Raw genomic sequence first — 20204 nt, forward strand, 5'->3', positions numbered from 1 at the left:
GCCGACGCCCCGCCCGCTACCTCGCCACCTGAGAGCCGCACGGGCTCCGAACGTGCCGAGGGGGGGCGGGCGGACGGGTGGCGCACGGCTGCGGTGAGGCTCCGGGGCCGTGCCGCTCGCTTCTGGGGCCGTGCCGCTCGCCTCAGCAGAGGCAGCCCGTCGAGTTCGGCCGCGGATCGTGCCAGCCGTGGGCACGCTGGGCCTCCGCGGAGACCAGGGACCGGGCGACGCGGTTGACGGGGGCGGCCGCGGCGCCGGCCGGTGTGGACGTGAAGGGCTCCATCAGGGCGGCGACGGTGCGGGCGACACCGCCCACCACCACGCTGCGCACCCTGGCTGCCGCGTCGATGTCGCTGAGCGGATCGCCCTCGACGCACACGAAGTCGGCAAGCGCTCCGACCGACACCGTGCCCAGCTGCGTGCCCAGTCCCAGCCGCTGGGCGGGGTTCACCGTCGCGGTGCGCAGGGCCTCGTACGGGGTGAAGCCGCCCCTGACCATCGCCCGGAGGTTCTGGTGCAGGGAGATCGCCGGGTCGTCGAGGGGGGCGTCCGAACCGGCGACCACGCTTCCGCCGCCCCGCTGGACGCGCAGCAGCATGTCGACACCGCCCGCCAGGAGAACCCGGTTCAGCTCCGCGGTCGGGCCGCCCGCCGCTTCTGCCTTGGCCACCAGCGCGCCGTAGTCCCAGGCCGGGTAGAAGCACTTGGTGCGCTCGTCGTCGACGAGTGACCGGTCATCGGCGAGGAGCACGGAGGAGTTCATGAGGGTCGAGGTGACGGGCATCCCGGCGGTCGTCAGGACGCCGACGGCGTCCTGGTACGCCCGCCCGAGCCGGGTCTGTGTCTGCGAATAGCCGACGCGGTTGCCGCCGCCGGTGTGCTCCATGAAGTCCATGCCGTACGTCGCCTGGGGGTAGGCGTAGTGCGAGGTCACCGGCATGCCCCTGAGGTGTGCCTGCGTCGTCGCGGCGGCCTCCAGCGGGGCGGGCAGCCGGATGTAGGTCTTGACGAGGTCGTACGAGAGGGCCTGGGCCCGCCCCATCTCCAGCCGGAGCTGGGGGGCGCTGACCACCGGGCGGGCGAAGTTCCAGAAGACCCGGGCCCCGTCCAGGGCGTCACCCGTCCCGAAGAATCGTGGCCCGGCTTTCGCGCCGGACTCCAGGGCCTCCCGGGTCTCCACCATCTGGTAGGCGGGATCGCCCGGGGAGACGACGGTCGTGATGCCGTACGACAGGAGGAGGCGTCCCGTGCGGTCTCCCCACTGCCTGCCGCGTATGTGCCAGTGCAGATGTGCGTCGATCAGTCCGGGCATGAGGGTCAGGCCCGAGGCGTCCACCACCTTGTCCCCGCGGCCCTGTCCCGCGGGGACCACCTCCGTCACGCGGCCTTCCTTGACCACGACGTCCACGTGGCGGCGCAGGCCGGTGCTCCGGCCGTCCCACAGGGCGCCCGCCCGGAAGACCGTGGTGCCGGCGGCGACGGGCCGGCGGAAGGAGAGGTCGACGGGCACGGTCCGCGGAGTCCCGCCGGTGACCGGCACCTTCCGCAACCTGCCGTTCGAGAGGTAGAAGAGGGTGCCGGAGCCGTCCACGGACACGGAGTCGGTGACTTCGGTGGTGATCTGCTCGGGTCCGCCGGTGATCCGTCCGGTGGCGTCCACCGGAACCCGCCACGCCGTGCTCTCCATGACGCAGACGAAGTACCTGCCGTCCGGTGTCCACACCGGGCCGTCGTCCCCGCGGGTGGCCACCGACCGGTGGGCGGCCACCGGCTCCGAGCGGGTGGCGCCCGTCTCCAGGTCGACCGACAGGACCTCACTGAGCCCGGCGCGGTTCCGCTTGGAGTACGGCTTGTTGGCGGCGAGCACGATCCGCCGGCCGTCCGGTGCCCACGAGGGGCGTCCGGGCTGGAAGACGGCCGGCAGCACCTGGCGGACGGCTCCGGAGCCGAGCTCCAGGACCCACGTTCCGCCGTTCTCGTCCTGGTAGGCGATCCTCGTGCCGTCGGGCGACCAGCGGGGGGTCAGCTGCGCGCCGCTCCGGTTGGTCAGCCGGACGGGTGCGCCGCCCTTCACGTCCTGACGCCACAGGGCGGCGGTTCCGGAGCGGTCGCTCGCGTAGACGAGCGAGGCACTGTCCGGCGACCAGTCCGGGTCGGAGTTGAAGTACCCGTCGCCGGCGAGCCGAGTGGGAGCCTGGCCGATCCGCATCACCCACAGGGCGTTGAGGGCGCGGAACGCGACCTGCCGGCCGTCGGGGGAGACCACGGGTCCCGCGATGCCCTTGACGGGCTGTGCCCCCGGCGCGGTGAAGTCCCTGACCGTGTGACGCCAGGCCGGGCGCGCGATGGAGACCGTGGCGGTGAACGGCACCTGCCGCGGGGTCTCGTTCAGGCGCAGGCGCCGTATCCCGCCGGCCGCGGTGTACAGCAGTTCAGCGGCCGACACCCAGGAGGTGCGCACGGCGTGCACGTCCTCGCCCGAGGCGACGACCTCGTCGTCCACCATGACGTCGGCGCGCGTGCCGAGGAAGCGGACGTAGCTGACGCGGGTGCCGTCCGGGCTCAGCGCGGGGCCGAAGAGCTTGGCGCCCGGGGAGGGGGCGACCAGCCGGGTGCGTTCGCCGGTGGCGACGTCCACGACGTCGATGGCGGAATCGTCGACGGTGCACACGATGCGCTTGCCGTCGGAGGACCAGGCGGGCGTGCCCTCCTCGGAGTCGCCCGACGTGACGCGGGTCTGCACTCCGGTGGCCACGTCCAGCAGCCACAGGTCGTTGCTGCCCGACTGGTCGGAGGTGAAGGCGATCCGCTTGCCGTCGGGGGCGAACTGCGGCTCACGGTTGTCGTAGTCGCCCTTCGTCAGCTGCTTGAGGCCCTGACCGTCGCGGCCGACCGTCCACAGCTGGTACGCACCGTCGCGGAAGGACTGGAAGACGAGGGCGCTGCCGTCCGGCGACCAGTGCGGCTGTGTCGCGTCCTGGAGCTCGTCGGTGAGGCGCCGGGCGTTTCCCCCGGCCGCGGGGAGCACCCAGATCGCGCTCAGCACGTCGACGGCGAGCGCGGTCCGGTCCGGGGAGAGGGCTGCCGCGACATTGGTCCCCTCCGAGACCGTGAGCTTGCGGCCGGCCGAGGCGTCCTCGCCACCCTCCGGCGTCCCGTCGTCCGCCACCGCCTGTCCCGCACCGGCCAGTGCTCCGGCGGCCAGCACGCCGCTCCCTATCAGGATCCGGCGCCGGCTGGGTCTCGCCGGGCCCCGCGCCCCCTGGATTCGTACGCTCTTTCCATCGGTGTGATCCATCGTCATTCCCATCGGTCTGTTCGGTGAACGGGGCTGCTCAGGGGCAGACAGCGCGCAGAAAACGAGCCAGGCGGCGGACTCCCTCCTCGATCTGCTCCGGGTCGAGATAGCTGCAGGCGAGCCTGAGCTGGTGGTCGCCGCCGGACCCGATGTAGAAGGGGGACATGGGGGTCCAGAGCACACCGAACTCCTGGGCCGAGCGCTGGAGCAACGGTTCGTCGGCCGGCACGGTGAGGTGCAGGCGTACGAAGAACCCTCCGTCGGGCCGGTTCCAGGACACTCCGGCCGGGGCGCCGGTACCCGCCCCGAGGTGGCGGTCGAGGGCGTCCAGCAGAATCCGCAGGTTCCGCTGGTAGAGCTCGCCCTTGGCGCGGGCCGCCTTGGCCACCGACCCCTGGTGCTCCAGCAGGATGCCGCCGATGACGGCCTGGGAGATCGGCGAGGTGTTGACCGTCACCATGCTTTTGACGGTGGCGAGTTCGTCGGCGAGCATGCCGGTGCCGCCGGAGACCTGCCGGACCGGCTGGTCGGCGACCACGTAGCCGACCCGGGCACCGGGCATGCACGTTTTGGCGAAGGTGCCCAGGTGCACGACCCGCTCGCCGCCGGGCAGCGCCTTCAGCGGTGGCAGGGCTGCCGCGTCCGTGGTGGTGAAGGCGTACGCGTTGTCCTCCAGCAGCAGCAGGTCCTCCCGCTCGGCCACCGCGAGCAGCCGGTGGCGTGCCTCCAGGCTGAGGCAGCTGCCCGACGGGTTGGAGAAGTCCGGCGCCACATACATGGCCCGGATCCGGGAGCCGCTTTCGCGTGCCCGGCGGCACACCTCGTCCAACTGGGCGAAGTCCAGGCCCTCTTCGGTGTCGTCCACCGCGACCGTGTCGATGCCCAGCAGGTTCGCCGCCCCGGAGAGGCCGACGAAGCAGGGGTTGACCACGGCCAGCACGTCCCGGGGAGAGGTGAAGAGCGCGCGCAGGACCAGCAGGATCGCCTCCTGGCAGCCCACCGTGACGACGATCGACTCCTCGGGGACGTCGATGCCCTGGTCGGCCTTCAGGGCCTGCGCCACCAGCTCGTTGATCAGTCCGCGGCTGGGGCCGTACTGGTAGAGCAGCCGGTCCACCTGCGCGGAGGCCAGGCCGCGCTCCTCTTCGAGGTAGCGGCGGTACCGGGCGAGGTGGCGCGGGATGTCGATCTCGTCGAAGAAGGCGGTGTGCGGGGCGCCGGGCGCGAACGAGACGGCGTCCGGGAAGCGGCCCATCACCTCGTTGAGGAAGGTGATCGACCCCATGACGGGCGAGTCGAGGCAGGCGTGCAGAGACTCGCGTTCCAGCACTCTCCCGGTCACCGGCCTCATGCCTGCGCCTGTGCGGGTGCGGGCGCGGCCCCGTTCGCCGCGGCGCCGGACCTGGCCGAGAACTTGCCGACCTTGTCCAGTACGTCGTCCCCGTACAACCGCAGCGCCTGGGCCAGCGAGAACTCGGCCATATAGGCGCGGAACGCGTCCTCCGGCTCCTCGGACAAGTGCAGCATCCGCCGGTTGGCCAGTACCGCGGGCGCGGCGAGTTCCTCCACCGCGTCCTCCACGGCGCGATCCATCGCCTTCGGGTCCACGACCTCGTCGATCAGCAGTCCCGCCTGCGGGTCGCCGGCCCAGATCTTGCGCCCGCCCAGGACGATCTGGCGGGCGACCCGGGCGCCGGCCAGGCGGCCGAGGCGGAAGTTCGCGGCGCCGGGGACGATGCCTTCCTGGGCGGCCGGAAGGCTGAGGTAGGAGTCCGCGGCGGCGATGACCTTGTCCATGACGAGCAGGAGCTGGGTCCCGCCGCCGATGGCGAAGCCGTCCACCGCGGCGGCCCACGGCTTCTCGATGCCGTGCGCCGGGTAGGCGTCCCCCCGCCCGCGGGTGGACAGGCCGCGGAGCATCTTGCTGATGTAGCCCAGTTCGCGTTGGAGCAGGAATCCGACGAAGGAGATCCGGCCGTGGTGCAGATCGGCGAGGTTGATGCCGGCGCTGAAGACCCGGCGTCCCCGGTAGCGGGGGTGCGTCATCGGCGCGCCGCGCAGGACACCGACCTTGATTCCGTCGTCCAGCAGGACGAGGTCGACGGCGACCTCCAGCTGGGCGATCAGTTCGTTGTCCTCGGCGTTGAGACAGGACTCGTTGTGGAACGTGACGTGTCCGCCCGCGCCGCGGCGCTCCAGCGTGACCTTGCCGAGGTCCACGCGTCCCGTCGCGCGGAAGCCGTCCAGCAGCGCCAGTGCCTCGGCGGTGGGGTCGCGCAGGACGTCCACCAGGTGCCCCCCGGCTCCGGGCAGCCGCAGGATCTCCCGGAAGAGGATGCCCTGGTCGATCTCCCGGCCTTCCTTGTCCTCCTGGACGTGGCTCAGTTCCTGCGCGAGCTGCCCGGTGGTGGGGACGAGGCCGGGAAAGGCCTGTGCCGCTGCCGCCGCGAGCTCCGCGAGGCCGAGCCGCAGGGTCCGTCCGGCGGTCAGGTGGTCGTAGACGTCCTCCGCGTGGGCGCGCAGGAAGCCCGCCCGCAGGGACCGGCACGCCTCGTGGATCCGGGCTGCCTGCTGCTGCTGTTCGGCCGAGCGGCCGGTCCGGGGCGGCAGCCCGGCCAGCGGGGCCTCGCGTTCACGGATGTCGGCGGCGAGTGCCGCGGCGGCCTCGGCGAAGGCTCCTTCCGGCAGTGGACCGGCGGCGGGGGTGGGACGGGATTCGTTGGTCAGCACAGGATTCCCCCGGAGGTCACGGACGGGTGGCGGGCAGCGGCTGCTGCCGTCGCAGGCTTCGGTCGCATGCGGCGAGGTGGGCACCGAGTGCCTCCTCGTAGCTGAGGCCGGAGTCGAACAGCAGGCGGCGCCGGATCGACCACTCCTGGCCGGGCAGCGCGGACAGTTCTGCCACGAGGGCGGCGGCGCGCTCACGGGCCTCCCGCGCGCTTCCGACGGTCTCGTCCACCAGGTCGTAGGCCGCGGCCTCGGCGGCGCTCAGCCAGGGCCGCAGCAGGAGCAGGCGGCGGGCCCGGGCCGTACCGATCTGGTTGGCCAGCCGGTGCACCGCCGTGCCCGGCCAGGCCCCGTCCTCGGAGCCCGCGAGCCTCAGCCGCGCGTCGGGGGCGGCGAGCCGGTAGTCGGCGATGAGGAGCACTTCGAGCGCGGGGCCCGTGCAGGCGCCCTCGACGACGGCGAGTGTGGGACGGCCGGCGTTCTCCAGCCGTCGCAGGACGCGTTCCCAGGTGTTGACGAGGTGGATACCGGTGCCGGAGGGCGCGAAGTCGGCCGGGTCCTGCGCGGTCGGGGCACTGTCGCCGCCCAGGAGCAGCAGGACGACTCCGCCGTCGGCGCTCTCGGCCCGTGTGACCGCGGACGCGACACGGGACACGAGTTCGGGTGTGAGTCGCTCGTTCCCGCCGACCGTCAGGACGGCGGCGGCCTCGTCGGTGAGGCTGTGGGCGAGGGGAGTGGTGGGCACAGTCGTACTTCCTTCGGTCGGGTTGGTTGTCACCACTGGACGAGCGCCGTCTCGATCGTGGAGCCGGGCCCCATCGTCATCAGCACGCCGTAGTCGCCCCGGCGCACTCGGCCTTCCTCCATCAGCCGCTCGTAGGAGAAGAGGAAGGAGCCGCTGGAGAGGTTTCCGTAGTCGCGCAGCACACCGGTGGTGTGGCGCACCGCGTGCGGCGACAGGCCGAGGTTGACCTTCACCGAGTCGATGACCTTCTTGCCGCCCGAGTGCACGAGCCAGTGGTCTATGTCGCCGCGGCGGAGGCCGGTGCCGTCGAGGAGGCGGTCGACGACGCCCTCGGCGTGCGCGCCGACGACGTACGGGACGTCGCGGTCGAGGTAGAAGCTGAACTTTCCCTGCTCGTCGTCCCAGTCGTACCGCATGGCATCCACCGCGTCGGGAATGATGCGGCTCGCGAACTTCAGCACGGTGCCGGCCGGCCGGGGGCTGTCCTCGGCGGATTCCTCCTGCGACGGGCCGGTGACCATCGCGACGGCGGCGGCGCCGTCGCCGAAGAGGCTGTTCACCACGGCGGTGCGCATGGTGCCGTCGAAGACGTAGGCGGCCGAGCAGACCTCGGCGCACACCATGACGGCGAGGCGGCCGGGGTTGGCCATGGACCAGCTCGCCACGGCGTTCAGCGCGTTGAGACCGGCGTTGCAGCCCATGCCCACGACGTCGAGCCGGCTGGTGGAGGTGGGCAGCCCCAGTTCCTTGATCAGCAGGGCGGAGAAGCCGGGCGTCAGCAGGCCGGTGGTGGAGACGCAGCCGAGGTAGCCGATGTCGGACAGGGCGAAGCCGGACCGTTTGAGCGCGGTCTCCAGGGCCTGCGCGCCGATACGTATCCCGTGCGCCTTGTGTTTGGCGAGGAGTCCACCCTGCGTTTCCGTCGCGCGCGTTCCGTCCGGGAGTTCGGGCGGCAGGACGAGGTAGCGGCGTTCGATGGCGCTGTTGAGGAAGACCGATCGGACCTTGGGGTCCTCGATGGCGAAGAGGTCCAGCATCTCGCGCTGGCTGTACGAGTTGACGGGTGTGGCGGTGCCGAATCCGACGATCGTCGGCCTCGGACCGGAGTTCGCCGTTGTCATCCGCTCCTGTCCGGTGACGGGCAGGCCCCCCATGGCGGACATCGTCATGCCACGTCCCTCATTTCGCTGGTGGCGAGCTGGATCTGCTCGGTGGTGTGGGAGGCGGAGACGGCCATCCGGATCAGGCCGCTCCCCTTCGCCACGGTCGGGAAGAACGCCGGTGTGACGATGACTCCGGCCTTGCGGAGACGCGCGGCGGTGCTGAGCGCGTCCTCTTCCGTGGAGAAGAGCGCACCGCGGATCGGCGACCGGGTGCCGGCGTTGAAGAGGGCGTTGCCGGTGAGGGAGTCGAAGAGTTCCGTGTTGCGCCACAGGTCTTCCTGGAGCCGCGCCACGGTGCCGTCGAGGTGCAGCTCGGCGGACGCCCGGCAGGCGCTGATCACGGGCAGGGCGATCGGACCGCCGAAGATCAGCGGGTTGCCGAACTTGCGCAGCTTGACCGTGTCCTGCTCGGTGTTCAGCACGACGAAGCCGCCATTGCTGCAGCCGAAGGCCTTCGCGAGGGATCCGACCACGATGACGGACTCCGGCAGGTCGCCGTCGGCACCGCCGAACTCCTCGTACGCGAAGCCGGCGCCGCGCGGGCCGGTGATCGACACGCCGTGGGCGTCGTCCACGTAGAGGTATCCGTCGACGGCCGCGCACAGCTCGGACAGCTGGCGGACGTTGATCAGACCGCCCATGGAGCCGACACCGTCCACCAGCACGATCGGCGTGCGTCCGGCGGCGTGTGCCCCGGCCATGGCGTCGGCGAGGCCGTCCGGGTCCTCGAAGTCGAACCGGGCCACGGTGCCTATCTGTTCGAGCACGCCGCGCAGGACCTGGATCGACGCGTGGGCGGTGCGCTCCACGAAGAAGGCGACGCCGCCCGGGGAGACGGGGTAGCCGGGCAGTACGCCGGTGCCCAGCAGGGGCAGCACCCCGAGGTGGACGCTGCCGACTGAGGTGAAGCAGGTGACGTGGCGGCCCCCGTAGACGGTGCCGAGCAAGTGCTCCAGGACCTCCAGGTCCTCGAACCGCATACGGGTCCGGGAGGAGGAGAACTGGACGCCGACCTGACGCACGGTGCGGGCCGCGGCCTCCACCAGGGCGGGGTGGGTGTCCAGTCCGAGGTAGGAGCAGGAGATGAACTCGATGGCGCGGCTGCCGTTGCTCAGCGTCACCTCCTTGCCTTCCCTCGCGGTGAAGACATGGCCCGTCAGGTCATGCGCGATGGCCCGGGACAACGCGTCCGACGTCTTGCTGACACGGGCAGCGACCCAGTTGGGGGGTTCTGTGGTTTGAGGCATCGAAGCGTCTCCTGAATGAGGATGTGTGGAGGTTGGAAACGGAAACTCCGTCAGCCGGCGTGCTCCTCATGGAAGAACGGCACCTTTCCGCGGTCCGTGTGGTGGAATCGCGAGCTGTCGACCCGCTCCACCGTCAACCCCCGGTAGGAGGGAGCCGTGAAGACCCGTTGCATGTGGTAGGCGCCGCGCAGCGCGGCGACGGCGTCATCGGCCGTCAGTCCGGAGGGGGTCCGGTCGGAGACGAGCAGCCGGATCGAGAAGCCCGTCTCGTGCGTCCGCACCTGGAACTGGCAGTCCGCCGGGTCGGTGATGCCCAGTACGGAGAGCCGGTCCATCACCAGTTCCTGGGAAATGGTGGTGCTGTCCACATTGACGGACTGGCGGACCCGGCCGACGAGGGTCAGGCGGCGGGCGGCGCTGCCGCACAGGCAGGGGCCGGTTTCGATGTACCCCTCGTCGCCCACCTGGTAGCGCAACAGCGGCATCCCGGAGTCGGTCAGCGTGGTGACGACGACCTCGCCGACCCGGCCGTCGGGCTGGATGCGCTCGGCGGCCGTGTCGATGACCTCGACGACCAGGGCGTCCTCGTGCAGATGGTGGGTCGAGCCGGTCTGGTAGGCGCATTGGTAGCCGATGGGACCGGTCTCACTGGTCGAGTACGAGAGCGACCGCACCCGCAGCTCCGGGCGGGCCTCGGCCAGTTGCCGCTCCCGGCTCTCCCCGAGGATCTCCCCGATGTAGAGGAAGTTGCGTACGGCGGCCAGCGCACCGGCGGTGTCCTCGGTGAGCAGCTTGAGGCCGGCGGAGGGCGAACAGATGACGGTGTCCACCGCGTGGTCGCGCAGCACTTCGGGGGTCTCCCGGGAGGCCAGGGCGCTGCTGCCCATGGGGAAGGACATGGCGTCGAGCAGCCGCGTCACGTCCTGGGCGAAGCTGAACGCGCCGTTGAGCTCTGCCGGGTAGAGGAAGTTGGCCACGCGGCGGGGGATCGTCCCCAGGGCGCTGACCACGCCGCGGGCCCCGAGGAAGGCGACCCTCTCGGTGAACTCCCAGGAGTGGTAGAGGACCTTGCGCCGCCCGGAGGTACCGCTGGAGCGTAGAGCCAGCCCGGAACCGCCGTCGCCCAGGACCAGGTCCTCCGTGCTGGGCGGGCAGGTGCTCTGCAGGTCCACCGGTGAGAAGAGCGGCATCCTGGCCAGATCGCGGGGCACCCGGATGTCGAGCGCCCCCGGCCATCCGGCGGCTGCGGCGGGATTCTTTCCGAGGGCCTCTACGGTTCGCGCCAGATTGTTCTGCTGGATTTCTTCCAGTTGCCTTCTGCTCAACGCCTGGAGATCGGCTGCCAGGTGAATCCGGGAGGCTTCACCGAGTGTCTTCCTCCGCAGCTCTGCGAATGATTCGGATTCCCGCAGCAATTTTCTTCCAGCTTTCATCGGTGTTCCGTTACGGATTCCGTCTCGCGGTAACCGGGCCATTTCGGCTGCCGCTTCTCGTTGAACGCTTCGACCCCTTCGACCCAATCGGCGGAGAAGGCCACGGCATACCAGCCCGCGTCCTCGATCTCCAGGCCGGTCGCGAGGTCCCCGCCGTGTCCGAGCCGCAGGGCGCGCTTGGCCGCCCGCAGCGCCACCGGAGAGTTCGCCGCGTAGGTGCGGGCGATTTCCAGGGCCGAGGCACGTACTTCGCCCGCGGGGGAGAGGGTGTCCACGAGACCCAGTTCGAGCGCCTCCACCGCGGGGACCCGGCGTCCGCTGAAGATCAGGTCGGCGGCGCGTGCCGCACCCACTCGCCGCGGCAGCAGCTGGGTCCCCCCGCCGCCCGGAATGACGCCGACGGCGGTCTCGGGGAGACCGATGACCGCGCCGGGATCGGCGACGATCACGTCGCAGGAGAGCGCCAGCTCGTAGCCGCCGCCCAGTGCGTAACCGTGCACCGCGGCGATCACGGGCATCGGCAGCGCCAGCACGCCGGCGTACGCAGCCCTGCTGACGGGGCGGGCCCGGGCCCGGTCCGACTCGGTGTAACTCCGGCGTTCCTTGAGGTCGGCGCCCACACAGAAAGCCCGCTCGGCCGTGGAGGTGATCACCGTGACGCCGACGGACCGGTCGCCCGCGAGGGCGGTGGTGGCGGCGGCCAGTGACGCGCCGAACTCCATGGAGACCGCGTTCATCGCGTGCGGCCGGTCCAGCACCAGCTCCGCGATCCGTCCCTGTCCCGGCCTGCGGACGACGATCGACTCACCGAACCTGCCTTCGATCACCGGCCCCACCCCAGATCGTCCGGACGCGCCTCGGGCACGACCGACACGGAGCGGGTGACGTCCGGCTCGCCGCCGGCCGGGGCGGTGACCGGCGCGGCGGAGGCGGCGGGTGCGGCGGGTGCGGCGAGAGTGAAAAGGGCCGCAGCAAAAGCGAGTCCGGCTGCGGCGGAGAGTCTCATGGCGGAACTCGACACTGTATTTCCATTTCCGTAAGTCGTGATTTATCGGCGGGCCTCACCTTGCCATTGTGTTGCCCCCCACAACCAGGGCTTCAGCACGTCGCATCACCGCCAGGCGCGGATATGATGGCCAGCCGAACGGGCTGACCGCTCGCGCTTTATTTCCCAAAAGGATTTCAAATGGACATACCGGGCACCCCTGGTAGCGTTTCACCACTCCTCCTGAACGGCAGCGCCCTGCGGGCGTACGAGTACGCGTGTGAAAGGGAAAAGGTCACCTCGGCAGAGGTCGCGGCCGGCATCGGTTCGGACCTGGCGGAAGCGGAGGCGCTGATGCGATCACTGTGCGACCGCCATCTCCTGTGGCCCACCGCCGGTGGCGGCTACACCGCCAGCTCCCCACGCATCTTCGGCGCCCAGCTCATCGCCCCGGCCGTACGGGAGTTGACGGAGAGGCAGCAGCACATCATGGACATGATGGAGCAGCTGGACTCCCTCGCCGAGCTCTACGAACAGAGCCCCGCGAAACGGTTCCGTCGTCCCGAGATCGAGGTCCTGCCGGAAATCGATTCCGTGCGCAGCGCGCTGAACGGCCTGTCGGCGGACGCCGGCCAGGAGATCCTGACCTCCCAGCCCGGGGGCCCGCGCCCCGCCGAGGTACTCGAAGAGGCTCTCCAGCGCACCGAGTTGGTGCTCGGGCGCGGCGTCACCATGCGGACCGTCTACCAGCACACCGCGCAGTACAACCCGGCCACCAGGGCCTACGTCAAGCACGTCGTCGCTCTCGGAGCCCAGGTCCGGACGCTCAGTGACGCCTTCATGCGGCTGATCGTCTTCGACCGGGAAACCGCGGTGCTGCCACTGCACGGCAATCCGCAGGGCGCGGTGATCGTCAGCGACCGGAGCATCGTGGACTTCGTCGTCCAGGCCTTCGAGCGGGTCTGGCCCGCGGCCAGCCCCTTCCCGGTCTCCTACGACCAGAACCAGGTGATGAGCACCTCCGAGGAGATCAAACTCGCCATCTCCCAGTTGCTGGTCGAGGGAGTGGAGGACAAGGTGATCGCCCGCCGGCTGGGCATGTCCCTGCGGACCTGCCAGCGTCACATCTCCGACGTCATGGCGCGGCTCGGAGCGCGCAACCGGCTGCACGCGGGCTACCTGCTCAGCAAGGTCATCGATGACCCGCGGTGAGCCCTCGTCGACCGGGTCCCGGCGGAACCGTCTGCCGAGCCGTCAGTTGCCGCGTACCGGTTCCGAGTTCAGTGTTGCGGGATGCCGGGCGGGCGGTCCGGGGCCACACAGCGGGTGACGCCGATGCCGGCGGCCAGGAGCACGAGGCCCACGAGCAGGCCGACGGCCATCCCGGAGTGGGCGGGCGCGGGCAGCCCGGAGGCGGCGCCGCCGACGAGGAGACCTGCCGTCATGTTGCCGATGATCTCGCCCACCGCGGTCACCACGCTCACGAGGGCGAAGACTTGGGTCAGCTGGCCCGGGGGAACGGTGTCCGCGGCCTCCACCTGGATCTTGGGGAAGGCCAGGCACTCCGCGACCGCGAAGAGGGTGAGTCCGGCGAGGATCACGACCAGCCCGCTGGTGAACGACAGCACCAGCCCGACGCCGCCCGCGACGGCCACGGTCATGTAGAGCGCGCCCCGTGGCAGTCGCGCGAAGAAGGGGAGCAGGGCCAGCTGGATGGCGATGATGGCCAGCGGCTGATAGCTGAGGAACAGGGTGCGGTGCTCGGCCTGCGCCGGATTGACCACCTCGTAGAGCAGGACCATCGCGTACAGGAACCCCATCGCGAAGTAGATCGCGAAGGTATAGGCCAGCACGACGGCCACGGCGCGGTTCTTCAGCATGGTGAGACTCGCCCCGAAGCCGCGCGTGCCGCGGGCGGGCGCCTCGAAGAGGAGGCCGCGGCCCAGCAGACCCACCGTCACGCCGACAGCGAGTTCGACCGCCACGAGGACCACCAGGGCGGGGACCCCGACCCGGCCCACCGGTCCGGCCGCGACGGGTGCCAGCACGTAGGCCACGTTCAGGAAGATGAAGAACACCTGGAACACCTGGCTGCGCCGGCGCTCACCCGCCGCGCCCGTCAGGAGCGACCGCACCGCGGGGCGGGACACGCCCACCCCGAGACCGGCCAGCACGGCGAAGAGGAAGAGAGCGGGATCCGCCGTAGTGACCACGACGGCGGCAAAGCCGGCCGCCTTCAACGCGGACGCGATCGTCAGCGTCCAGGCGGGGTGGAGCCGGCCGAACACCAGCGGGGTGCACACCGCACCCACCAGCGCGGAACCGACATGGACCGACAGCGCGAACGAAAAGACGGTCGGGTCGATCCGGCCGCCGTGCAGCACCGCCACGGGCAGCAGGGTGAGCACCATGGCCAGGCCGGCGTTGGACAGCAGGGTGAACCCCAGCCCCGCGGCGACCGCGGGCGGGTGCCCCGTCGCCGGCCTGGCGCTCTCCGTCACCCCGGTGGGCTCCACGCTCACCGGGCCTCATCGGCGGCGGTGACGGCCCCGCCTTCGGAGAGCAGCCGGTCGACCCAGGCGAAGAAGGCGTCGGCGAGCTGGGACCGGGCGGGCTCGGGGAGGGTGGAGAACTCGGCCATGGCCGTTCCCCATTCCCCGAGTACCGGGCCGTTCTCGGTGAGCAGCCAGTCCACGCAGAGATAGTCGGCCTGAAGGTCCGCGACGATCCGCTCGACGTCGCTGATGACCGCGGTCACATCCGGGTTGGCAGTGGCGGTGGCACCCTGGGCGACGTTGGCGAGGTAGGAACCCTCGGCCGGAGTGCGCAGCATGCTCGCGACGAACTTGCCCTCCACCATCGCGACCCGCAGGTCGCCCCGGTTGGGCAGGTACTCCTGCACGATGTAGTTCTGGCCGGTCTGCGAGACGATGTCGACGGCCGCACGGAGTTGCGCGAAGCCGTCCAGCTTCAGCACTCCGACGCCGGTGCCCATCTCGCGCGCCTTGAGGATGTACGGACCCTCGCCTATCTCCTCGCGGACGACGTCCAGACCCCTCCTCGCGTAGCGGCCGAAGGGCAGGGCCACCGTTTTCGGCGTCCTGATGCCCAGTACGGACGCCCGCGCCAGGATGGCGAGCTTGTCGCGCTCCAGGCTCTCGGAGCCGACGAGGGAGCGGTTGAGCAACACCGAATCGCTCGCGTCGATGGCGCGGTAGACGCCCCGCAGGAAGTGCGTGGCCTGCGGGTCGCCGCTGACGTCGTCGACGATGTACGCCTGGCGCGTCTCCAGCAGGTCCACGCCGTTGTGCCACAGCCGGGGCCGGTCGCCGCAGGTGGGCACCAGCTCGTTGGCGGAGATGAAGCGGAAGGAGAAACCGTGCTTCGCGCACGGCTCGGCCCAGCGCTCCTCCATCCGTGCCGTGATCTTCTCCACGTACTCCGGAAGGAAGTCGTCCGGATGGCAGATCCAGGTCACCACGTGTTTAGTCGCCACGATCTCATTCCCCCATGAAAAGCCTTTGTCAGGCCGGTCATCAACATGGCGCCCGGTGCGGGCGCGGCCTCGAACACCGCAACTCTTGCAGGAGCACGATCGGTTCGCCTCGATCCGGCAGCCTCGGGTTCCTGCCTGGCGCCGATACGACAGGGGGCCCGGCGGGAGGCCGAGTGCTCGCAGCCCCGGACCGGGGGGACCGGTGGGCGGTACCGGGGCCGCAGATCGGGCATCGCGGCGCGGTCGCCTTCGAGTGCCGCTGGGACCGCCTGGGCGCGGCCCGCGCGTTCTTCGGGGTCGCGCGGGCTTCGCCCTGCTGGTGGCGGGCGTCCTGGTGCAGTGGAGTGAGGGTAGTGACGCGATAGGGCGCGGATGGCGGCGGGCGGGAGAGTGGTTCTCGCCGGTCCGGACCTGTCCGGACCGGGCCCCTCACTCCTGATAAGGAATTTCGATGCTGCACACCCCCCAGAGTCCGGTGGAGAAGGAGGTGACGTCTCCGGATGCCGCCGTGCTCAGCAAGGTGGTCAAGCGGTACACCAGCGCCAAGGGCGAGGAATTCACCGCCGTGAACGGGCTGGACCTACGGGTCGGGCGCGGCGAAGTGGTGGCGTTCCTCGGCCCCAACGGCGCGGGCAAGACCACCACGATCGACATGCTGCTGGGGCTGTCCCGCCCCGACTCCGGCACGGTGGAGCTCTTCGGCCTCCCGCCCCAGCAGGCGGTACGGGCGGGAAGGGTGGCCGCCGTCCTGCAAACCGGGGGACTGCTGCCCGACCTGACCGTCGCGGCCACGGTCCGGATGCTGGGTTCCCTGCACCCCGGCGCCGACATCGAGCAGGTGATGGCCAGGGCGGGCGTCACCGCACTGCGCGACCGCCGGGTCGCCGAGTGCTCGGGCGGCGAGCAGCAGCGGCTGCGGTTCGCCCTCGCGCTGCTCAGCGACCCCGACTTCCTGGTCCTGGACGAGCCCACGGCGGGCATGGACGTCGTCGCGCGGCGGAACTTCTGGGCCGCCGTCCGCGAGGACGCCGCACGCGGCATGACCGTCATGTTCGCCACCCACTACATGGAGGAGGCGGACCAGTTCGCCGACCGGGTGGTCCTGGTCGACCGGGGGAACGTCGTCGCCGACGGGTCGGCGTCCGCGCTGCGGGCCTCCCTCAGCGGACGTACCGTCTCCGCGCGGATCGCCCCGCAGGAGGCCGCCGCCGTCGCCGCCCACCCCCAGGTCCGCTCCTGCGCACCGCGCGGGGACCGCCACTACTTCGACTGCGCCGACTCCGACGCTCTGCTCAGGGTGCTCCTGGAGCGCACCTCGGCCACCGAGATCGAAGTCGCTCCGCGCAGCCTCGAAGAGGCCTTCATGGCCCTCACCACCCAGGAGGGGTCGCGATGACCGCCACCACCGACCGCTCCGAACGGGCCGGCCGGGCCGCCGGGGCGGGCCGTACCCGCACCTCGCCGTTCGCCGGGGTGAACCCGGTCTTCCTCCGCCACGAGCTGGCCCGCCGCTTCAACCGGCAGACCACGGTCTTCACGCTGCTGCTCCCGGCAGTGCTCTATCTGGCCCTCTTCCGCACCGCCCCGACCGGTGCGACCCTGCCGCACGGCAACTTCGCGGCCTGGATGATGACCGGCATCGCCGTCTACGGCGCCGCGATGGCCGCCATCAGCTCGGCGGCCACCATCTCCGTGGAGAAGTCGGCGGGGTGGATGCGCACCATCGCGCTCAGCCCGCTCACTCCGCCCGGTTATCTGCTGGTCAAGGTGGTGAGCTCGGTGGTGATGGCGGCCGTGCCCGTGGTCGTCGTCGGCGGGCTCGGAGCGTTGACCGGGGCCCGGGCCGACACCGGCGTGTGGGTGTCCTCGCTGCTGGTCGCCTGGCTCGGGGCCGCCGTCTTCGCGGCTCTCGGCATCGCGCTGGGCCTGGCCATGAAGCCCGAGGTCGTGATGCACATGCCGGGTCTGACGATGACCGCGCTGGCCTTCCTCGGCAACCTGTTCATCCCGCTCGAAGGGATCATGCTGGAGGTCTCCCGGTACTCCCCGATGTACGGAGTCGCCACACTGGCCCGTTACGCGCTCACCGAGGGCTACTCCTTCGAAGGCACGCACTCCTCGCTGACCGGCGCGGTCGTCAACGTCGCCGCGTGGTTCGCCGCCTTCTCCTTCATGGCGGTACGCCGCTTCCGCAAGAGCACCGGACGTCTGTAGGCCGCACTCCGGCCCCGCCGGGGGGCCCGCGGTCCCGCCCGCGCAACCCCGCATCCCGTACCCCCGTATCCGCAACTCCCGTCGGCCCCCGGCCGGACGGTGGGCACCTCACCCGAAGGAGGTAGAACACATGTTCGCATTCATTGCGCCGGGGCAAGGCTCCCAAACCCCCGGCATGCTGGCCGCCTGGCTGCGCGACCCCGAGCACGCCGCACGCGTACGGGACTGGTCGCAGGCGGCCGACGTCGACCTCGCCCACCTGGGCACCCGGGCCTCCGCGGCCGAGATCGCCCGCACAGAGAACACCCAGCCCCTGCTGGTGGCCCACGCCCTGCTCGCCCACACCGCGCTGGCCGGGGCGAGGGCCGGGCGCCCGGTGGCGGCCGGTCACTCCGTCGGCGAGCTGGCGGCCGCCGCCGTCGCCGGAGCCCTGGACCCGGCCGACGCGATCCGGCTGGCAGCGGTACGGGGCCGGGCCATGGCCGCGGCCTGCGCCGAAGCCCCCACCGGGCTGGCGGCCGTGGTCGGTGGCGAGAAGGACCAGGTGCTGGACCGGCTCGCCGAACTCGGCCTGAGCGCCGCGACGTTCAACGGGCCCGGCCAGATCGTGGCCGGTGGCCCGGTGTGCGACCTGCGGCGGCTCGTCACCGCACCGCCGCCCGGTGCCGCCGTCAAGCCGCTGCCGGTCGCCGGGGCCTTCCACACCGCCCACATGGAGTCCGCGCGGCGCACCGTTGCCGACGCGTTCGCCGCCACCGCCTTCCGCACCCCGCGCGGCGCGCTGATCTCCAACGCCGACGGCGCCCTGGTGACCCGCGCCGACGAGATCCGTGACCGGCTGGTCGGCCAGGTGACCCGCCCGGTCCGCTGGGACCTGTGCCTGGAAACCCTGGGCGCTCTCGCCCCCGCGCTGGTGGTCTCGCTGCCGCCCGCCCGCACGCTGACCGCCATCCTGCGCCGCCAGCTCCCGGGCCTCGCCGTCCTCCCGGTCCAGGCCCCCAGGGACCTGGCCGAGCTCCGGACCCGGCTCGATTCCGTACCGCCCGCTCCCGTACGGCCCCTTCCCGCTCAGCCCGTCCCCGTACGCACGCAGGAGCCGGCCCATGCCTCTGCATGAACTCCTCGACCGCGCCCGCGCCGAGCGCCCCGCCCACCCGGCGGTGATCGACTCCGACGGCAGCCTCAGCTACGCCGGACTCGGGACCGCCGCCGACCGTGCCGTCGGCTGGCTCCGCGCGCAGGGCGTCACCGCAGGACAGCGGGTGGTGTACGCGGGCGGCAACGACCGTACCTTCGTCACCCTGCTGCACGCGGCCTTCCGCACCGGCGCCGTACTGGTCCCCGTCCACCCGGGCCTGACCGTGCCGCAGATCGCCCACATCGTCGCCGACTGCACCGCGGCCCTGGCCGTCTGCCCGCCCGGCGCGGGCGACGGCGCGGGACGCACCGTGGACGTCGACCGGGCCCGCCGGGAGATCCGGGACACCGACCCCGACGACTTCACCGCGCACCTCGATGAGGACGACATCGCCACCCTCATCTACACCTCCGGCACCACCGGTCGCCCCAAGGGCGTGGTGTGCCCGCACCGGCAGACGGCCGCGGCCGTCGAGGCGGTCAACGCCCGTCTCGGCTACCGCCCCGACGACGTGGTGCTCTGCCGGCTCCCGCTCTCCTTCGACTACGGCCTCTACCAGGCCCTGCTGTGCGCCCGCACCGGCAGCACCCTCGTCCTGGCCGAACGGGCCGAGGACCACGGCCTGTTGAAGGTGATCGCGGACCACGGTGTCACCGTCGTCCCGCTCGTCCCCTCGCTCGCCCAGCTGCTCACCCTCCTCCAGCGCCGGAAGCGGTATCCCGCCAAGGTGCGGCTGTTCACCAACACCGGTGCCCGTCCCGGGCGTTCGGTCACCGCCGAACTCCTCGCGGCCTTCCCCGGATCGTCGTTCGCCTCGATGTACGGCATGACCGAGTGCAAACGCATCTCGATCCTCGACCCCGCACGGTACGAGGAGCGCCCCGACTCCGTCGGCCCGGCCGTCCCCGGCGACACGGTGCGCGTCGTCGACGCGCAGGGGCGCACCCTGCCCGCCGGGCAGCGCGGTGAGATCGTCGTGCACGGCGCCACCGTGATGGCCGGCTACTGGGGTGTGCCCCTGGAGGACCAGCGGCGGTTCGTGCGCCGCCCCGATGGCTCCCTCGAACTGCACACCGGTGACCAGGGCCACCTGGACGCCGAAGGGCTGCTCTACTTCGCGGGCCGCGACGACGACATGATCAAGCGCCTCGGCACCCGGATCGGGCTCACCGAGATCGAGGACGCCGCCGAGCGCATACCCGGCGTGAGTGCCGCGGTCGCCCTGCGCCCCGCCCACGAGGGCGCCCCGCTGCGGCTGGCCGTGTGCACCGCGCTCGCCCCGCACGAGGTGCGCGAACTGCTGGCCCGCAACCTCGATGCGGCCCGGCTGCCCGACCGCATCGTCCCGCTCCCCTCCCTGCCCCTGACCGCCAACGGCAAGCCCGACCGGGCCGCCACGGAACGGCATGCCGACGCGCTCGAACAGGCCTCGGCCGCTGCCCACCCGCAGCCCGCCGCACCGCCGACGGGCCGTCCGGCCACCCACACGACGAGGACCCTCCATGCAGCAGCAAGAGTTTGACCGGCTCGTCGAGCGGACCTGCTCGGTCACGGTCACCGACCCGACGGCCCCGCTCGTCGACCTCGGCGTGGACTCGCTCCACACCATCGCCCTGGTGATGGCCGTGGAGGAGGCATACGGCATCGAGTTCGACCCCGACACCCTCACCCGGCTCGCCCTCGCCTCGTCCGCCGCGCTGCGCGAGGCCGCCGAGGACCGAGCGGCCGCCACTCCACGCGTCGGGACGGGGAACTGAC

17 protein-coding genes are annotated in these 20204 nt (G+C 71.5%); 6 read left to right on the forward strand and 11 right to left on the reverse strand.

The window, feature by feature from the left end; all coding sequences use genetic code 11:
* Positions 1–142: 142 nt before the first annotated feature.
* The 9 genes from ACZ56L_RS02395 to ACZ56L_RS02435 all read right to left on the reverse strand — a co-directional run bounded on the left by ACZ56L_RS02395 (position 143) and on the right by ACZ56L_RS02435 (position 11619).
* Entirely contained in the window at positions 143–3208 is a 3066-nt protein-coding gene (locus ACZ56L_RS02395) for an amidohydrolase family protein (protein WP_471060644.1), read from the reverse strand.
* A 127-nt stretch (positions 3209–3335) separates the two neighbouring features.
* Positions 3336–4649, reverse strand: a complete 1314-nt coding sequence (locus tag ACZ56L_RS02400; protein WP_471060647.1) for an aminotransferase-like domain-containing protein — start codon at positions 4647–4649, stop codon at positions 3336–3338.
* Positions 4646–6028 carry a (3,5-dihydroxyphenyl)acetyl-CoA 1,2-dioxygenase DpgC gene (gene dpgC / locus ACZ56L_RS02405; RefSeq protein WP_471060651.1) on the reverse strand — a complete coding sequence of 461 codons (1383 nt, stop codon included), beginning with the start codon at positions 6026–6028 and terminating at the stop codon, positions 4646–4648. The genes ACZ56L_RS02400 and dpgC overlap by 4 nt, the downstream gene beginning before the upstream one ends.
* A gap of 16 nt (positions 6029–6044) precedes the next feature.
* Positions 6045–6770, reverse strand: a complete 726-nt coding sequence (gene dpgB, locus ACZ56L_RS02410; protein WP_471060654.1) for an enoyl-CoA-hydratase DpgB — start codon at positions 6768–6770, stop codon at positions 6045–6047.
* 29 nt (positions 6771–6799) lie between these two features.
* Positions 6800–7891: a 3,5-dihydroxyphenylacetyl-CoA synthase DpgA gene (dpgA, locus tag ACZ56L_RS02415; RefSeq protein WP_471061659.1), complete on the reverse strand. Its 1092-nt coding sequence runs from the start codon at positions 7889–7891 to the stop codon at positions 6800–6802.
* 44 nt (positions 7892–7935) lie between these two features.
* On the reverse strand, positions 7936–9180 hold the full coding sequence (locus ACZ56L_RS02420) for an aminotransferase class I/II-fold pyridoxal phosphate-dependent enzyme (protein WP_401766032.1): 1245 nt from the start codon (positions 9178–9180) through the stop codon (positions 7936–7938).
* A 50-nt stretch (positions 9181–9230) separates the two neighbouring features.
* A complete protein-coding gene (locus ACZ56L_RS02425) occupies positions 9231–10505 on the reverse strand; it encodes a phenylacetate--CoA ligase family protein (RefSeq protein WP_471060657.1) in 1275 nt (424 codons plus the stop codon).
* Between the two features lie 104 nt (positions 10506–10609).
* Positions 10610–11440 (reverse strand): enoyl-CoA hydratase/isomerase family protein, encoded by an 831-nt coding sequence (locus tag ACZ56L_RS02430; RefSeq protein WP_471060660.1) that lies wholly within the window; start codon positions 11438–11440, stop codon positions 10610–10612.
* Complete coding sequence (locus ACZ56L_RS02435; RefSeq protein WP_471060663.1) at positions 11437–11619, reverse strand: hypothetical protein; 183 nt, start codon at positions 11617–11619, stop codon at positions 11437–11439. The genes ACZ56L_RS02430 and ACZ56L_RS02435 overlap by 4 nt, the downstream gene beginning before the upstream one ends.
* Before the next feature lie 180 nt (positions 11620–11799).
* On the opposite strand from ACZ56L_RS02435, the gene ACZ56L_RS02440 reads away from it, so the two are divergent.
* Positions 11800–12810 (forward strand): LuxR C-terminal-related transcriptional regulator, encoded by a 1011-nt coding sequence (locus ACZ56L_RS02440; RefSeq protein WP_345218127.1) that lies wholly within the window; start codon positions 11800–11802, stop codon positions 12808–12810.
* 68 nt (positions 12811–12878) lie between these two features.
* Here ACZ56L_RS02440 and ACZ56L_RS02445 read toward each other — a convergent pair whose 3' ends face one another.
* Positions 12879–14120, reverse strand: coding sequence for an MFS transporter (locus ACZ56L_RS02445; RefSeq protein WP_471060666.1), 1242 nt, complete (start codon positions 14118–14120; stop codon positions 12879–12881).
* Positions 14117–15094, reverse strand: coding sequence for an ATP-grasp domain-containing protein (locus ACZ56L_RS02450; protein ID WP_471060669.1), 978 nt, complete (start codon positions 15092–15094; stop codon positions 14117–14119). The genes ACZ56L_RS02445 and ACZ56L_RS02450 overlap by 4 nt, the downstream gene beginning before the upstream one ends.
* A gap of 451 nt (positions 15095–15545) precedes the next feature.
* On the opposite strand from ACZ56L_RS02450, the gene ACZ56L_RS02455 reads away from it, so the two are divergent.
* The 5 genes from ACZ56L_RS02455 to ACZ56L_RS02475 all read left to right on the forward strand — a co-directional run bounded on the left by ACZ56L_RS02455 (position 15546) and on the right by ACZ56L_RS02475 (position 20203).
* Entirely contained in the window at positions 15546–16490 is a 945-nt protein-coding gene (locus tag ACZ56L_RS02455) for an ABC transporter ATP-binding protein (protein ID WP_471060672.1), read from the forward strand.
* A complete protein-coding gene (locus ACZ56L_RS02460; protein ID WP_471060675.1) occupies positions 16487–17308 on the forward strand; it encodes an ABC transporter permease in 822 nt (273 codons plus the stop codon). Before ACZ56L_RS02455 ends, ACZ56L_RS02460 begins: the two co-directional genes overlap by 4 nt.
* A 130-nt stretch (positions 17309–17438) precedes the next feature.
* Complete coding sequence (locus ACZ56L_RS02465) at positions 17439–18425, forward strand: ACP S-malonyltransferase (protein ID WP_471060678.1); 987 nt, start codon at positions 17439–17441, stop codon at positions 18423–18425.
* Positions 18412–19968: a class I adenylate-forming enzyme family protein gene (locus tag ACZ56L_RS02470; RefSeq protein WP_471060681.1), complete on the forward strand. Its 1557-nt coding sequence runs from the start codon at positions 18412–18414 to the stop codon at positions 19966–19968. The genes ACZ56L_RS02465 and ACZ56L_RS02470 overlap by 14 nt, the downstream gene beginning before the upstream one ends.
* Positions 19949–20203: an acyl carrier protein gene (locus ACZ56L_RS02475; protein ID WP_345218140.1), complete on the forward strand. Its 255-nt coding sequence runs from the start codon at positions 19949–19951 to the stop codon at positions 20201–20203. Before ACZ56L_RS02470 ends, ACZ56L_RS02475 begins: the two co-directional genes overlap by 20 nt.
* Position 20204 lies beyond the last annotated feature (1 nt).

Source organism: Streptomyces sp. NPDC039736, assembly GCF_055596485.1.